This window comes from Mumia flava (assembly GCF_002797495.1).
In the GTDB taxonomy this organism is placed as follows: domain Bacteria; phylum Actinomycetota; class Actinomycetes; order Propionibacteriales; family Nocardioidaceae; genus Mumia; species Mumia flava.
On record NZ_PGEZ01000001.1, the window covers coordinates 1,914,322 to 1,929,964 of the forward strand.

General features: G+C 71.6%; 11 protein-coding genes. 5 read left to right on the plus strand and 6 right to left on the minus strand.

All coding sequences use genetic code 11. The features are described 5' to 3' along the window. Positions 1-50: 50 nt before the first annotated feature. From CLV56_RS09030 to CLV56_RS09040, 3 genes are read right to left on the minus strand one after another with little or no spacing between them, the layout of a single operon-like run. Positions 51-1,109, minus strand: coding sequence for an ABC transporter permease (locus tag CLV56_RS09030; protein WP_039343680.1), 1,059 nt, complete (start codon positions 1,107-1,109; stop codon positions 51-53). A gap of 1 nt (position 1,110) precedes the next feature. After that, positions 1,111-2,130: an ABC transporter permease gene (locus CLV56_RS09035; protein WP_039343683.1), complete on the minus strand. Its 1,020-nt coding sequence runs from the start codon at positions 2,128-2,130 to the stop codon at positions 1,111-1,113. After that, on the minus strand, positions 2,127-3,641 hold the full coding sequence (locus tag CLV56_RS09040; protein WP_039343686.1) for a sugar ABC transporter ATP-binding protein: 1,515 nt from the start codon (positions 3,639-3,641) through the stop codon (positions 2,127-2,129). Before CLV56_RS09040 ends, CLV56_RS09035 begins: the two co-directional genes overlap by 4 nt. Positions 3,642-3,840: 199 nt before the next feature. Between CLV56_RS09040 and CLV56_RS09045 the strand changes: the two genes are divergently transcribed. Continuing rightward, positions 3,841-4,878 (plus strand): LacI family DNA-binding transcriptional regulator, encoded by a 1,038-nt coding sequence (locus CLV56_RS09045; RefSeq protein WP_170224777.1) that lies wholly within the window; start codon positions 3,841-3,843, stop codon positions 4,876-4,878. Positions 4,879-4,996: 118 nt separating this feature from the next. On the opposite strand, the gene CLV56_RS09050 is transcribed toward CLV56_RS09045, so the two are convergent. After that, entirely contained in the window at positions 4,997-9,643 is a 4,647-nt protein-coding gene (locus CLV56_RS09050; RefSeq protein ID WP_100414718.1) for a family 78 glycoside hydrolase catalytic domain, read from the minus strand. A 316-nt stretch (positions 9,644-9,959) separates the two neighbouring features. Between CLV56_RS09050 and CLV56_RS09055 the strand changes: the two genes are divergently transcribed. Genes CLV56_RS09055 through CLV56_RS09065 form a run of 3 tightly spaced genes read left to right on the plus strand, consistent with a single transcriptional unit; the run spans position 9,960 to position 12,127 of the window. Then, positions 9,960-10,349, plus strand: coding sequence for a group I truncated hemoglobin (locus tag CLV56_RS09055; RefSeq protein WP_039343690.1), 390 nt, complete (start codon positions 9,960-9,962; stop codon positions 10,347-10,349). A gap of 3 nt (positions 10,350-10,352) precedes the next feature. After that, positions 10,353-11,516: a globin domain-containing protein gene (locus tag CLV56_RS09060; RefSeq protein WP_039343692.1), complete on the plus strand. Its 1,164-nt coding sequence runs from the start codon at positions 10,353-10,355 to the stop codon at positions 11,514-11,516. Next, positions 11,513-12,127 carry a DivIVA domain-containing protein gene (locus tag CLV56_RS09065; RefSeq protein WP_039343695.1) on the plus strand — a complete coding sequence of 205 codons (615 nt, stop codon included), beginning with the start codon at positions 11,513-11,515 and terminating at the stop codon, positions 12,125-12,127. The genes CLV56_RS09060 and CLV56_RS09065 overlap by 4 nt, the downstream gene beginning before the upstream one ends. Before the next feature lie 9 nt (positions 12,128-12,136). On the opposite strand, the gene CLV56_RS09070 is transcribed toward CLV56_RS09065, so the two are convergent. Next, on the minus strand, positions 12,137-12,835 hold the full coding sequence (locus CLV56_RS09070; RefSeq protein ID WP_039343697.1) for a DUF4396 domain-containing protein: 699 nt from the start codon (positions 12,833-12,835) through the stop codon (positions 12,137-12,139). Between the two features lie 380 nt (positions 12,836-13,215). After that, the gene (locus CLV56_RS09080; protein ID WP_170224778.1) at positions 13,216-13,887 is read right to left on the minus strand and encodes a Crp/Fnr family transcriptional regulator; all 672 of its coding nucleotides are present in this window, start codon (positions 13,885-13,887) and stop codon (positions 13,216-13,218) included. A gap of 96 nt (positions 13,888-13,983) precedes the next feature. Here CLV56_RS09080 and CLV56_RS09085 point away from each other — a divergent pair, with 96 nt between their 5' ends. Then, positions 13,984-15,618, plus strand: coding sequence for an MFS transporter (locus tag CLV56_RS09085; RefSeq protein WP_039343704.1), 1,635 nt, complete (start codon positions 13,984-13,986; stop codon positions 15,616-15,618). The last annotated feature ends 25 nt before the right edge of the window (positions 15,619-15,643 follow it).

The window sequence follows — 15,643 nt, forward strand, 5'->3', positions numbered from 1 at the left end:
TCATCGGTTCGACATCGGTTGTCGTTGCGGGGTCCGGGTGGGCTTCGGGGTCAGTCACCCGGGGTGGTGGCGGCGCTGCGGGGTCTCCGTCGCCGCCCGATCCAGGCCAGGAGCGCCGGCGAGGCCACCGAGGCCACCAGCAGCAGGCCGGTCACGATGTTGATCACGTCGGCGGTGTAGTCGGCCAGGCGCAGGGCGCTGGCGATCACGCCGATCAGCAGGACGCCGGCGATCACGCCCGGAAGGGCGCCGCGACCGCCGAAGATCGACACGCCGCCGAGCAGGACGGCCGCGATCACCTGGAGCTCGAGGCCGTTGGCGTTGTCGCCGCGCGAGCTCCCGTACCGCAGGGTGTAGTAGATCCCCGCCGCGGCCGAGACCAGCCCGGCCAGCGCGAACAGGATCATCTTGGTCCGGACGACCTTCACGCCCGAGAAGCGTGCGGCGGTCTCGTTCTGCCCGATCGCGTAGATCCCGCGACCGAACGGCGTGAAGTGCAGCAGCACGATGAACGCGATCGCGAGGACGACGAACGGGATCATCACCTGCGGGACGTCACCGCCGCCGATCCGGTCGCTGGCCCAGTCGGTCCAGGCGTCGGGGAAGTCGGTGATCGCGGTGGTGCCGAGCAGGCCGACCGCGATGCCGCGGAAGAGCGCCAGGGTGCCGATGGTGACCGCCAGCGACGGCAGCCCGACCACCGTCACCAGGAAGCCGTTCAGGCAGCCGGCGACGAGGCCGGCGAGCAGCGCGAGCAGCGCCGCGACCGTGATCGGCATCCCCGCGTCGTACAGGACACCGAACAGCACGCTGGCCAGCGCCAGCGTGCTGGCGACCGACAGGTCGATCTCGCCCGTGATGATGATCAGGGTCATCGGCAGGGCGATCAGCAGGATCGGCGTGACGTCGAGCAGGAGGTACGTCATCGTGATCGGCCGGTCGAAGAACGGCACGGTCGCCGACGCGTACAGGATCACCGCGACCAGCGCCACGACCACTGCGGACTCCCGCGTGATCAGGATGCGCTGCCACAGCGGGCGGGCGTGGTCGGCGTACGACCGCTCGGTCGCGGCCGAGGACTTCTCGGACGGGTGGAGGAGGCTCGTCATGTCAGTCCCTCTCGGCCATGAGCTTGCGGTGCTGGCGGTCGGCCAGGACCTTGTCCAGGACGATCGCGCCGATGATCAGCAGGCCGACCACCGCGCGCTGCCAGAAGTCCTGGATCCCGAGGATCGGGAGGCCGCGGTTGATCGTGGTCAGCAGGTAGGCGCCGATCGCGGCACCGAGGACCGTGCCGCTGCCGCCGAAGATCGCGACGCCGCCGATGACGGCGGCACCGACGGCCTCGAGCTCCATCCCGAGTCCGGCGCCGGAGCTGATCGTGCCGTAGCGCGCGACGTACATGACGCCGGCGAGTCCGGCCAGACCACCGCTGGCGGCGAAGGCGATCAGGGTGCGCTTGACCACCGGGAGGCCGTAGAGCACCGAGGCGGACGGGTCGGAGCCGAGGGCGTAGAACTCGCGACCGCCCCGCAGGTCGCGCAGGCAGACGGCCGCGACCGCCAGCACGACGAACGAGACGATCGCGAGGGAGGGGATCCCGAGCACCGACGAGGTGCCGAAGCTCAGGAAGCTGGAGGGGATGTCGCCCGCGTTGATCCGGTCGGAGCCGGCCCACGAGAGCATCACGCCGCGGTAGACGTACAGCGTGCCCAAGGTGATCACCAGTGCGGGCGCCTTGGCGTAGGCGACCAGCAGGCCGTTGATCAGGCCGAGCAGGACCCCGACGCCGATGCCGGCGAGGACCACGACGAAGACCGGGAGTCCCGGAGCGCCGACGAACAGCCGCCCGGTGACGAAGGCGGTGAGGCCCAGCACCGAACCGACCGACAGGTCGACGTTGCGCGTGATGATCACCATCGCCTGACCGACGGCCAGCACGACCAGGATCGACGGCGTGAGGAACAGGTCCCGCCAGCCGTCGGAGCTGAACAGGAAGTTCGGGTTGATCGCGGTGGCGGTGCCGAGCACGATCAGGAACGCCAGCATGATCCCGGTCTCACGGGCCTGCAGCAGCGACTTGAGCCGGCTTCGGGTCGATGCCGGCTCGGCGGCGACGGCGGTGCTCATGACTGCATCTCCAGGGAGTTCGTGGCCGCGAACATCACGGCCTCCGGGGTGGCGTCGTCGCGGTCGATCTCGGCGGTGATCCGCCCCTCGTGGACGACGACGACGCGGTCGGCCATCCCGAGGACCTCGGGCAGCTCCGACGAGATCATCAGGATCCCCATCCCCTGACCGGCCAGGGTCGAGAGCAGCCGGTGGACCTCGGCCTTCGTGCCGACGTCGATGCCGCGGGTCGGCTCGTCGATGATGAGGACGTCGGGCTGGGTGCTCAGCCACTTCGCGAGGACGACCTTCTGCTGGTTGCCGCCGGACAACGTGCCGGCGAGCGTGTCGAGGGCGCTGGCCTTGACCTCGAGCCGAGCGGCCCACTCACGCGCGTCGGCGTTCTCGAAGCCGGTGGTCAGGACACCACCCTTCGCGAGCTTGGTCCGCGTCGCCATCGTGATGTTGCGGGCGATCCCGGTCTCGAGGACGAGCCCGCTCTGGCGGCGGTCCTCGGGGACGAGGGCGATGCCGTGACGCATCGCGTCCGACGGGTCGTTCTTCGCGACCTTGGTCCCGCGCACCGTGACGGTGCCGGACTCGTACGGGTCGACCCCGAAGACGGCCTGGGCGATCTCGCTGCGCCCGGCTCCGACGAGGCCCGCGAGGCCGACGATCTCGCCGGCGCGCACCTGCAGGTCGATGTCGTGGAAGAGGCCCGTCTGGGTGAGACCGGAGACCTCGAGGAGCACGTCGCCGATCTCGGCGGGCTGCTTGGGGTAGAGGTTGCCGACCTCGCGGCCGACGAGGCGGCGGACGATCTCGTCGACCGTGACGTCGGCGGTCGCGTCGGTCGAGATGTACTCGCCGTCGCGCATCACGGTGATCGCGTCGCACAGGTCGAAGACCTCGTCGAAGCGGTGCGAGATGAAGACCAGGGCGCGGCCCTCGTCGCGCAGTCGGCGCGCGACCGCCATCAGGCGCTCGACCTCGGTGCCGGAGAGGGCGGCGGTCGGCTCGTCCATGATCAGCACGCGCGCGTCCAGCGAGATGGCCTTGGCGATCTCGATGATCTGCTGGTCGGCGATCGAGAGGCCCTCGGCCGGGCGGTCGGGGTCGAGGCTGACGCCGAGGCCCTCGAACAGGGCCAGCGCCTCGGTCCGCATCGCCTTCCGGTCGATCCGGCGCCAGCGGTCGCGCGGCTGCCGCCCCATGAAGATGTTCTCGACGACCGAGAGGTCGGGGAACAGCGTGGGCTCCTGGTAGATGACCGCGATCCCGGCGGCCTTGGCCTCGGCGGTCGAGCGGAAGTCGACCGACTCGCCGAACAGTCGGAACTCGCCGCCGTCGCGGCGGTAGAGCCCGGCGATGATCTTGACCAGCGTCGACTTGCCCGCGCCGTTCTCACCCACGAGCGCGTGGATGGAGCCGGTGTTCACCTCCAGGCTGCCGGAGCGCAGGGCGATCACGGATCCGAACGCCTTCTGCACCCCCTCCAGGGAGAGGGCGACGGTGGGAGCACCTGTCGTCATGGGGACCTTCTCGTGATGTTTGGACTACTGTCGTCGTGCTTCGCTTCGTTGACACGCCCGATGGAGCGTATGCTTAAATCGTTTCAAGGTGGCGACGGTCACACCGTAACCACCACGTTGCGAACACGTCAAGAGCGTGTTCTAAAACGATTCACCTTTATGACACACTGTGTCCAGAACGTGACCATCGGGGGAAACCATGTCCCGGAACGACAGCAAGGCCGCCCGTCCCGGCGCCAGCCTGCGCGACGTCGCCGAGCACGCCGGTGTGTCCGCCGGGACCGTCTCGAACGTGCTGAACCATCCGGACAAGGTCTCGGAGTCGACGACCGCGCGGGTGTTCGCGGCGATCCACGAGCTCGGGTTCGTGCGCAACGAGGCCGCCCGCCAGCTCCGGCAGGGCCGCAGCCGCTCGGTCGGACTGCTGGTCCTCGACGTCGGCAACCCGTTCTTCACCGACCTCGCCCGCGGCGTCGAGGACGAGCTCGGCGTGCACCGGCGCAGCGTGCTGCTGGCCAACAGTGCCGAGGACGCCGGACGGGAGCAGGTGCACCTCGACCTGTTCGAGGAGCAGCGAGTCGAGGGCCTGCTGATCTCGCCCGTCGGTGACGTGCTGGACCGCCTCGACCGGCTGCGCGAGCGTGGGATGGCCGTCGTGCTCGTCGACCGGCTCGCGCAGACCGAGACGTACAGCTCGGTCTCCGTCGACGACGTGCTCGGCGGCCGGCTGGCGGTGGAGCACCTGCTCGAGGTCGGGCGGCGCCGGATCACCTTCGTCGGCGGATCTCCCGACATCGACCAGGTCCGCAACCGCCTCACCGGCGCGCGGCAGGCGGTCGACGGCGTCGCCGACGCCACGCTGACCTTCGCCGAGATCGAGAGCATGGGGGCGACGCCGGGACGGATCGAGGGCGAGCGGATCGTCGCGCTGCCGCCGTCGGACCAGCCCGACGCGATCTTCGCCGCGAACGACCTGATCGCGCTCGGCCTGCTCCAGGCCTTCGTCTCGGCCGGACTCAAGGTCCCCGACGACATCGCGCTGATCGGGTACGACGACATCGAGTTCGCCGCCGCCGCGGCGATCCCGCTGTCGTCGATCAAGCAGCCGTCCAACGAGATGGGGCGGCGCGCTGCACAGCTGCTGATCGCCGAGGCGACCGACGCCGCCGGGGAGCGCGAGCGCGAGCACGTCGTCTTCGAGCCGGAGCTGGTCGTCCGCCGCTCCACCGCCGGCTGAGCGCACGCCGAACGCTGGTCGAGGCCGAGCGGAGCGAGGATCGAGACCCCATCGTCGGTGGTCTCGATCGCTCGCTCCGCTCGCGCCCCGACGAACGGGGGCGCCGCCTCGGTTCAGGTCAGCCCAGCGGCACGGCCCACACGTCGGCGATCGAGGGGTCGTAGTCCGCGCCGGTGTCGGCGAACCGCATCCGCACGGTCCCGTCCGCGGTGAGGTCCGACGGCTCGACCACGAACTGGTGCGTGACCGTGCCTTCACCCCCGGCCGTACGAGTGAGGTCGACGCTGTGCGCGACCTCGCCGTCGATCAGGACGTCGTACGTCTTGCGCCGGGCCCCGTCGAACGTCTCGACCATCCGGACCACGAACCGCCCGGCGCTCGGGACGGCCACGTCGAACTCGAACCAGCCGCCCGGGTACGACGAGTGGGTGTAGCGCCGGGTCAGCCCCGCCTCCACGTTCGTCCCGGAGTGCTGCGACGCCGTCAGGCCGTGTGCGGACTCCGAAGCCCCGTCACCGACGTCGACGTGGTCGGTCGAGTCCGCCGGCGGCGTCGGCAGGACGACCTGCACGGTCGCCGTGGCCTTCTCGGCCGCGGTCGGGCCGGTCGCCACCACCAGCGACGCGGCCTGCTCACGGACGGTCTGCGGGACCGTGACGTCGACCGCGACGTCCGTCTGCTCGCCCGGCGCCAGGTCGTAGGCCACCGCGTCGACCGGATCCCAGCCGTCGGGCACCGCGACGGTGACCTCGCCCGTCTGCGCGACCTCGGTGCGGTTGCGCAGCGTGGTGGTGACCGTGGCGGTCTCCCCGCCGTCGACCGCCTCCGGTGCGGTCGCCGTCGCCGTGATCGCGACACCCGGCGCCACCATCAGCGACGCGGAGACCGGCAACGTGGCCGTCCCGCCGGTGTGGCGGTAGGACACCGAGCCGGTCAGGTCGGCCGTCGACGCCTCGGCGTCAGCGGGCACCGTCACGTCGTACGCGTGCTCGAGCGTGCCTCGGGCCGCGACGGTCGTGGCGTGCCGACCGACCGGCTCGAGCTCCCAGTCCGCGGGCACGTCGAGCGACGAGTCGATCCCGGTCAGCGGGCGCTTGCCTGCGTTCTCGAGCCGGACCGCCACCCGGACCACGTCGCCGGGCAGGATCTCGCCGGCAGGCAGCTCGAGGGACGCGACTGCGCCCACCAGACGCGAGGACGCCTTCGAGAGGGTCCGTTCCAGCGAGGCGAGCGTCTCGCGCAGCGCGTCGGTCGCGTCGGCGTCGAGGACGCCACGCTCACCGTACGTCGCCGCCCAGCGGTCGAGGTCCGCGACGCTGGCCAGGGCGCGGTGCACCGCGGCCGCGGTCAGTTGATCGTCGGCGCCGCGCACGTGCAGGCGCCAGGCTGTCGCGATCTCGGTCTCCATGAGCTTCGTGCGGAGCTGGAGGTGGCCCTTCGCGACCCTGCCGAGGACGCCCTCGGTGGAGAGCGCGTCGACGTCGTCGGCGAATGCGCCGGCGGCCTTCTTCGCAGCCCCGAGGTCGCCCAGCACCGGGTCGACCGCGAACGCGTAGTCGCCCGAGCCGATCTCGAGCACCACGTCACCGTCGTCCATCGACGTGAAGGTCACCCCGTCGACGTCCGAGATCGGCGTACCACCCTCGGTGATCGCCCAGCGGTTCGCAGCCGGGATCCGGACCTCGGCGGTCGTGTTCGCCGGCACCGTCACGTCCAGGCTCATCGGGCCGTCGGCAGTGCTCCAGGCGCTGCGCACCGGCCCGTACGGCGTCTCGTGGGTGAAGTCGACCGTGTCGATCCCGTCGCCGGGCTCCGGAGCGATCAGCACCTTCGCGTAGCCCGGCTCGGCCGCGGAGACGCCCGCCATCGTGCGGTACATCCACTCGCCGACCGCGCCGTAGGCGTAGTGGTTGAACGAGTTCATGCCGACGTCGTTGAAGGAGCCGTCGGGGTTGATGGAGTTCCAACGCTCCCACACGGTCGTCGCGCCCTTGCCGATCTCGTAGCCCCACGACGGGTAGTCGGTGTGCTGGAGCAGACGGTAGGCGATGTCGGTGCGGCCGGCCTTCGTCAGCGCCGGCAGCAGCCCGTCGACGCCGAGGAACCCGGTCGACAGGTGGTAGTCGCGGCGCTCGAGCGTCTCGACGAACTGGTCGACGACCGCGTCACGGCGGTCCTTCGGCTCCAGGTCGTTCGTCAGGGTCAGGATGTACGCCGTCTGGCTGTCGCCCTTGACCGTCCCGTCGTCGGCGACGAACGCGTCCTGGTACGCGGCGCGGATCGCCTCGTACCGCGCCGTCAGCTCGGCTGCCTCGTCGTCCTTGCCGATCGCGTCGGCCATCTGGGCGAGCTCGCGGGTGCTCTTGGCGACGAAGGCCGTGTCGAGGACGTCCGCCGGGGTGGGGTCGTCGAGGTTCAGCCAGTCGAGGTAGCCGCCGGCGGAGCGGATGTGGTTCGTCGAGTCCGCCTCCAGGAAGTCGACGTAGCGCCGCATCATGTCGTAGTTCTCGCGGATCACGTCGGTGTCCCCGAACGCCTGCCAGAGGGTCCACGGCACGTGCACGCCCGCGTCCATCCAGCCGGCCGACTCGTAGCCGCCGTCGAAGCGGTTGGGCACCACCGGTGCCACGCCGGGCAGCGAGCCGTTCGGGCGCTGGGTGTCGCGGAGGTCCTGCAGCCACTTCGTCAGGAACGACTCGGCGTCCATGTTGTAGACCGCGGTCCGGGCGAAGACGTTGATGTCGCCCGTCCACCCCATCCGCTCGTCGCGCGCCGGGGTGTCGGTCGGGATCGAGAGGAAGTTGCCGCGCATGCCCCAGACGATGTTGCTCTGGAGCTGGTTCACGAGGTCCGAGCTGGTCTCGAGGCTGCTGGTGAGGTCGCCGTCGGTGCCGACGACCACGCCGACGAGGTCGGAGGCGTCCGGGGCCTCGTCGACGCCGGAGACCTCGACGTAGCGGAACCCGTGGAAGGTGAACGACGGCTCGAACGTCTCGGGCTCGTCGGTCGCGAAGGTGTAGTGGTCGGTCGCCTTCGCGGTGCGCAGGTTCGCGGTGTACAGCGTGCCGTCGGGGTTCAGGACCTCCCCGTGGCGGATCTGTACGGTCTGGCCCGGCTCGCCCAGCAGGGTCAGGCGGACGTGCCCGACCATGTTCTGGCCCAGGTCGTAGAGGTAGACGCCCTCGGTCGGCGAGTCGATCTGCTCCGCCCCGTCGAGCTCCTCGGTGACGCGGACCGGCACGGTCGTCTCCGGCTCGAGCACGTCGGTCGGCTCGTCGCGCACGGTGACGCCGTCCCACCCGTCGGCGTCGAAGCCGGGCTCGTCCCAGCCGTCGAGGGCGGCGGCGACGCGCGCGTCGTACGACTCGCCGTCGAGCAGGTCCGCCTCGCGGGTCGGCCCGGCCGTCGTCTGCCAGGTGTCGTCGGTCCGGACGGTCTCGCGGGTGCCGTCGGCGTAGTCGACGACGAGCTCGGCGATCACGGAGTTGTCCGTGCCGTACACGTCGGTGCCGAACATCGCGACCTTGCCGGTGTACCAGCCGGGCGCGACCTCGGCGCCGAGCACGTTCGCACCCGTGCGGACCTGCTCGGTCACGTCGTAGGTCTGGTAGTCGATCCTCTTGTCGTACGCGGTCCAGCCGGGTGCCAGCTCGTCGTCGCCGACCTTCTCCCCGTTGAGCCGCAGCTCGTAGACGCCGCGCGCCGAGGCGTAGACGCGGGCCCGCCGGACCTCCTTGTCGCCGAGGTCGACCTCCGTGCGCAGCAGCGGGACGGCGTCGTCGCGACGCAGCCACGCCTCGGCGTTGCCGCTGACGTCGAGGCCGTCGTCGGTGACGGTGCCTGCGACGAACGTGCGGTCGCCGTCGTCGAAGTCGGACTCGACGAGGACCTCGCCGTCGGCAGCGGTCACGGTCAGGTCGTGCACGAGGCCGGCCTCGGCGCCGTTCGTGCGGAAGCCCATGACCCCGGGGCCGTCGAACGTCGTGTCGGTGCGCTCGTCGAGGACCTCGCCGTCGACGCTCGTGGTGATCGTGTCGCCGTCGACGGCGATCGTGTAGTCGTGCTCGGCGGCGAAGTCGAAGCCCGCCGGGAACGGCGTCGCGTCGAGGACCGCGTAGCCGCCGTTCTTCACGTGCGGGCGCAACGCGTCGTCGGCCTCGCTGAGCTGCCACATGTAGGCGTGCTCGGTGTCCTCACCGCGGAAGTAGACGCCGAGCGCTCCGCTGATCCGCGACGCGGTGAAGTCGATCGTGTAGTCGGTCCACTCGGCGCCGATCGCGTCGCTGTCCGCGCCGATCCACTCGGCCTCCCACGGCTCGTCGCCGAGGCCGGTGCCGAACCGTGCGGGCTCGCTCCAGTCCGACGTCTCGCCCTGGTCGTCGGTCACGCGGACGGACCAGACGTAGTCGGTGCGCGGCTCGAGCGCCGGGCCGTCGTAGCGGACGTCGACCGACGTCGGCGACGTGACCGTCCCGCTGTCCCAGACGTCGGGGTCGTCGAGCGCGTCGGCCGAGGTGGCGACGTGGACCTCGTAGGCCTGCTGGGTGACGCCGCGACGCTCGGACGTGAGCTTCCAGCTCAGCGCCGGGGCTGCGAGCCCGATGCCGAGGGGGTCGTCGAGCGCGTTGACCGTCAGGTCGGTGACGGCGGGCGCGGGCGGGGATGCGGTACGGACGGTGGCGGGGCCGGCGGCGGAGGCCGCGGCCGCCGGTGCCACCGCGGCGACGAGCGATGCGGCGATCACGCCGGCGATCTGCTTGCGCACGGGGACTCCTCACGGGGTCGGAGAGATCGGATCCAGGTGGTTGGAACGATTCATGAGAACGTTTCACGGACGTTACGCGCGTCGCCGTGTGAGCGCCACCACATGTCCGGATCCGGCCACGCCCCCGTGGGACCCGGCCGCGATCCGGGCGATCCGGGGCCGAAACCGAGCCCGCATTCCTGCCCGGATCGCCCGCACCGCGGTCGGGGCAGGGGTCTGACCTGCGGTTCTTTACCTCCTGGTGAAATCGCTGCTATACAGGGCGCGAACCGTGCGTCGCGACGCGACGCAACCTCACCCCCGGAGGGAACGCTTCATGACCGAGGTCGAGACACGTCCGGACGAGCAGACGCCGTACGAGCGGATCGGTGGCGGCAGCGCGGTGAGCGCCGTGGTGGACGCCTTCTACCAGCGCGTCGTCGCCGACCCGCAGCTCGCGCCGTACTTCTCCGAGGTCGACATGGCGCAGCTCAAGCGGCACCAGGCCCAGCTGATCTCGCACCTGCTGGACGGACCGGTGAGCTACGAGGGCCGCGAGCTCGGCGAGGCCCACGCCGGTCTCGGCATCACCGACGCCGACTACGGCCGGGTCGTCGGCCACCTCGTGAGCGTGCTGGTCGAGGCCGGTGTGCCGGAGGACATCCTGGCGTCCCTCGGTGGGACGCTCGAGGCGGTCCAGCCCGACATCGTGAGCCGGACCTCCTAGGTCGTGGACCCGGCCGCGCTCAAGGACAGCTGGGCCGTCGTCGCCAAGCACGGCGACGACGTGCCCCTGTTCTTCTACTCGCACCTGTTCCTGTCCCACCCCGACGTCCGGTCGATGTTCCCGGTCTCGATGTCGGCGCAGCGCGACAAGCTCGTCACCGCCCTCGGCACGATCGTCAGCCACGTCGACCGCATCGACATGGTCGAGTCGTTCATCGCGCAGCTCGGCAGCGACCACCGCCGGTTCCGGGTCGAGCCCGACCAGTACAACGCCGTCGGAGCCTCGCTGCTCGCGACGCTGCGCCACTTCCTCGACGAGCAGTGGACCGACGAGCTGGCCGCGGACTGGGCGGCTGCGTACGGCGTCATCGCCAAGGCCATGGTCACCGGTGCGGAGGAGGCCGCCAAGCAGGCGCCGTCGTGGTGGGACGCCGAGGTCGTCGAGATGGACCGCCGCACCCTCGACGTCGCCGTCATCCGCCTGCGCCCCGACCAGCCGTTCCCGTTCCAGCCCGGTCAGTCGTTCGCGCTCGAGGCGCCGCAGCGCCCCCGGCTCTGGCGCTACTTCAGCCCGGCCAACGCCCCGCGCGAGGACGGAACGATCGACCTGCACGTCCAGATCGTCGACGGCGGCCAGGTCAGCAGTGCGCTCGTGAAGGAGCTCCGGCCCGGCGACTCGGTCCGGCTCAGCGCCCCCATCGGCGAGGCGCTGACCGTGGACGACATGGACCGCGACCTCCTGCTGGTGGCCGGCGGGACCGGCCTCGCGCCCCTCAAGGCCGTCGTCGAGCAGATCGACCGGCACTGGCGCGCAACCGGCCGCGGGCCCAAGGTCCACCTGTTCCACGGGGCACGGATGCCGTGGAACCTCTACGACGACGCTGCGATGAAGGAGCTGGCGGATCGCCCCTGGCTGGACTACGAGACGGCCGTCTCCGACGACGCGACCTATCCCGGAGCGCGGGGCGAGGTCGGCCGGGTCGCCGCGAAGCGTCAACGCTGGTCCGGTCGGCGCGCGCTCGTGTGCGGTTCACCGGCGATGGTCGAGGCGACCGTCGCCCAGCTGGCAGCCGCCGGCATCGACAAGGACGACATTCGCTTCGAGGACTTCGGCGGGACCGGCTACCGGCCGGGAACCGACCTGGTGAGGACGGGTGATCCGGCATGACCTCCACTGACGTCAGCAAGATCGCGGCCGAGATCCGTCGCGCGACCTTCACCATCCGTCGGCGCGGGTTCGACGAGGACGAGGTGCTCGACTACCTTGCGCAGCTCGCCGAGTCCGTCCAGCACCTGGAGGACGACAACGCGTCCCTGCGACGCGAGCTCGACGCGAAACGCGCCGAGCTCGAGGAGAAGGCCGAGGCCGGCACCGAGATCAGCGCCCAGGCCGTGATCATGTTCGCCGAGGCGCAGAAGGTCGCCGACAGCCTGATCGACGAGGCCGTCCAGCACGCCCGGGACCTGATGATGTCCGCACGGACCCAGCAGCGCGACATCGTGAAGGAGGCGCACGCCGCAGCCGAGGAGGCCGCGTCGAAGGCCGAGGCGGCCGCGACGCGACTGCCGGCCACGACCGACGGCGCCGCACCGGTCGAGCGCACCGAGGGCGGCGCGGTCTACGACCACCCGGTCCCCGAGATCGAGTACGTCCGGACGTTCGCGAAGGTCGCCCAGATCCAGCTGCGCTCGGTGCTCGAGGCGCTGACCGAGCAGGTCGACGCCCTCGGCGAGATGCCGGACCTGCGCCGCGACGACCGGCGCGGAGACGACCGCTGAGGCGAGCGGCTACATCGCTTCCTTGATGCCCCGCCCGATCAGGACGACGTTCGCCGGCCACGCGGTCGCGAAGCCCACCAGCATCGCGACCTGCATCATCAGCCAGTAGGTCACCTGGTCGGGCGCGAGGTGCGGGTCGGGGAAGAGCACGAACACCACCACCGCCATCCAGCCGAACATCCCGACCTCCCACGCGGTCAGCGACCAGAAGTCCGCCTTCGCCGCCACCCGCAGGCCGTCGCGCACGCCGAGACCGCGCATCGGCGCGATCGCGAAGTACTGGAACGCGATCCCCAGCGCCAGCGCGAACGCGTACGAGAAGGCCCACTCGTACGGGAGCGCGAGCCCGGCGACGTTCAGGCCGAGCCAGAAGACGAGGAACGCGGCGAGGACGTCACCGAGCGTGCAGCCGGCACCGCAGTGCGTGACGCCGAGCCCGATCGAGGCCCAGCGCGGCTTGTCCGGCGGTCCGTCGCGGTCGTGCTCACGCAGCCACCGTGGGCTCGTGGTGCGACCGAGGCGCCAGTACGCCCAGACCGCGAACGGACCGGCGTACAGCGCCGTGATCGGCCAGACCGCCTCCATCACGCCCATCGGCAGGCGGTAGCCGCGCACGAAGACGTCCGCGGCGATCAGCAGCGCGCAGGCGAATGCGACGGCGAGGCTCGCCCAGGCGACGGCGACCAACCAGTCCGGCGGGTGGCTCACGGCTCCCCTTCCCCTCGGTCGTGTCGTCCGCCTCCCAGCCTGACCGACCCCTCCGGGACTCGCAGGCGGACGCGACGAGACCCCGGGACTGCCCCCGGGGCCGTGGTCGAGCGCGCCGCACCGGTCGCGGGTCAGATCCTCCGCAGATCCTCGTACCCGCCGTCGGCCCCGCGGAGCCGCACCTTCCGCGGCCCCCGGGCCCGCACCTTCGTCGCCCCTGCTGCCTCGTGCGTGGTGACCATCGTGATCGCTCCTCCGACCCGGCCGGCCCTGGTGACCGGCGACGACCCCAGACTGCGCCGACCGGTGCGGGCGGCGGTGTCAGCGTCCTGACACATCCAGCGTCCGATCGCTGACACAGCACCTCGGGCGCCGGAGGGTCAGCGGTGCGCCAGCCGGCGCAGGGCCGCCGGGTCGGTCACGTCGATCGCGCCGCGCCGCAGGGCGACGACGCCGCGTTCCTCCAGTCGGCGCAGCACCTGGTTCACCGACGGACGCGCCCCGCCGACCAGCTGAGCGAGGTCGCTCTGGGTCAGCGGCACGGTCACCGGACCGGGTCCGGCCGCGTACAGGCGGCACAGCTCGTCCAGGCGACGGTGGACCCGCCGGTCGAGTCCTTCGTACATCGCCTCGACCAGCCGTACGCTCAGCTCCTCGACCCGGCGGGCGAGCAGAACGGTGAGCAGCCGCTCGATCCCCGGGTGCCGCTGACGCAGACCTCCGAACGTCGACGCCGACAGGGCCAGCGTCTCCGCGGGCTCCAGCGCCAGCACCGTCGCCGTGCGCTCCTGTGCGGCCCCGGGCATGAGCGCGAGCTCGCCGAAGTAGCTGCCCGGGCCCAGCACGTTGAGGATCGCCGAGTCGCCCTCGGAGTTCGACGCGCGGACAGCGAAACGGCCCCGCGCCACGAGGTGCAGGCTGTCCGCCCGGTCGCCCTCCCGGACCACCGCCTCGCCGCGGGCGTAGCGGCGGTGGCGAGCGCTCGCGAGCACCCGCTGCCGCTCGTCGTCGGCCAGCGACGCCAGCACCGCCCAGTCCACGGCCGAAGTCAAGCACGGTCCTCGGCCGCGTGCGCCGTGTTCCACCCTTCTGACCGAGTGTCACCACGCTGACAGACCCGGCGTCGAACCCTCCCTAGCGTCGGCCTCATGGACACCGCCACCCTCACCGCCGCCGGACGCCGGCCGTACCGCAGCGCGCTGGCCAGCCGCGACTTCCGCCGACTCTTCACCGCGATCGCGGTGTGGGAGACCGGCGCCTGGTCCTACACGATCGTCCTGACCGCCTACGTCTTCACGCAGAACGGCTCCGCGACGGCCGTCGCCTGGCTCGCCACGAGCCGATGGATCACGGGCTTCCTGATCGCCCCGTACGCCGGGGTGCTCGCGGACCGGTTCGACCGCCGGCGGCTGATGGTCACCTGCGCGTCGCTGTCGTCCGTCGCGATGCTCGCGATGGCCGGGGTGGTCGCGCTCGGGCTCCCGCTGTGGATGCTCGTCGCGCTCTCGATCACGAACGCCGTGCTCGAGTCGCCGAACCGCCCGGCGTCGGGGGCGATGGTTCCCGAGATCGTCGGGGACCGCGACCTGCCGGCAGCGAACGCGATGATGAACGTGCTGGAGAACGCCGTCGTGGCGGTCGGTCCCGCGCTGGGCGGTCTCCTGCTCCTGGTCGCCGACCCGGTGGCGGGCGTCCTGCTGAACGCGTGCACGTACGCCGTGGCGGCGCTGCTGATCGGGAGCCTGTCGCTGAGGTCGCGCGGCGCGGCCGGGGCCGGCGAGGGCGCGTTGCGCCAGGTCGCCGAGGGCGTCGGAGCGCTCCTCGGCAGCCGCGTCGCCGCCGGGGCGGCGATCGCGACGGCCCTGTGCTCGGGGATCTACGGTGCGACGGTGGTGGTGCTGGTGCCGCTCGCGCACGACATCGGGATCGGCGAGGGCGGGTACGGCTGGCTGCTCACCGCGGCCGCGCTGGGGAGCATCGCGGGGGCGCCGCTCGCGAGCCGGCTCTCGGGCCTTCCCCGCCTCGAGATCGTCGTCGCCACGGCGATCGTCGCGGAGGCGATCCCGTTCGCGTTCGCCGCGATGACCGACGACCTGCTCGTGCTCGCGCTGCTGATGGCGTTCTCGGGGGCGGCGATGACGGTCGTCGACGTCATCGCCCTGACCCTGGTGCAGCGCTCCGTCCCCGACGGGGTGCTGGGACGGGCGCTCGCGACCTTCGACGCGTTCACCCTCGCCGGCATCGCCGCCTCGGGGGTCGCCGCCGGGCTCGTGCTGGACGCCGCCGGGATCGAGACGACGCTCGTCGCGATCGCGGTCGCGTTCAGTCTCCTCGCGGTGGTGTGCCTGCCGCTTCTCCGCGGCGCGCGGGTCCGTGACGGGCAGACCGAGCAGCGCGTCGAGCTGCTGGAGCGTCTCGACCTGTTCCGCGGTGTCGCGACGCCGGCCCTGGAGACGCTCGCGGGGCGCGCCGAGCGCGTGGAGGCCTCCTCCGGCACGGTCCTGGTCCGTGAGGGGGAGCCGGCGGGCGATCTGTGGCTGCTGGAGTCCGGGACCCTGGCCGCGCACTCGCGCGACCAGCGCTTCCCGAAGGTCGTCGCCCCCGGGTACGTCGGCGAGATCGGCCTCCTGCACACGCGGCCACGCACCGCGACGGTGGTCGTCGACGAACCCGCGGTCCTGCTCCGCGTCCCCGGCGTCGACTTCCTGCGCGCCCTGGGCACCGGGGAGCCGTCCGACTCACTGGTCCGGCTCGCCGACGAGCGGGTGCGGCGGACACGCTGACGGAGCCGAAGAGATCTCCACGTTT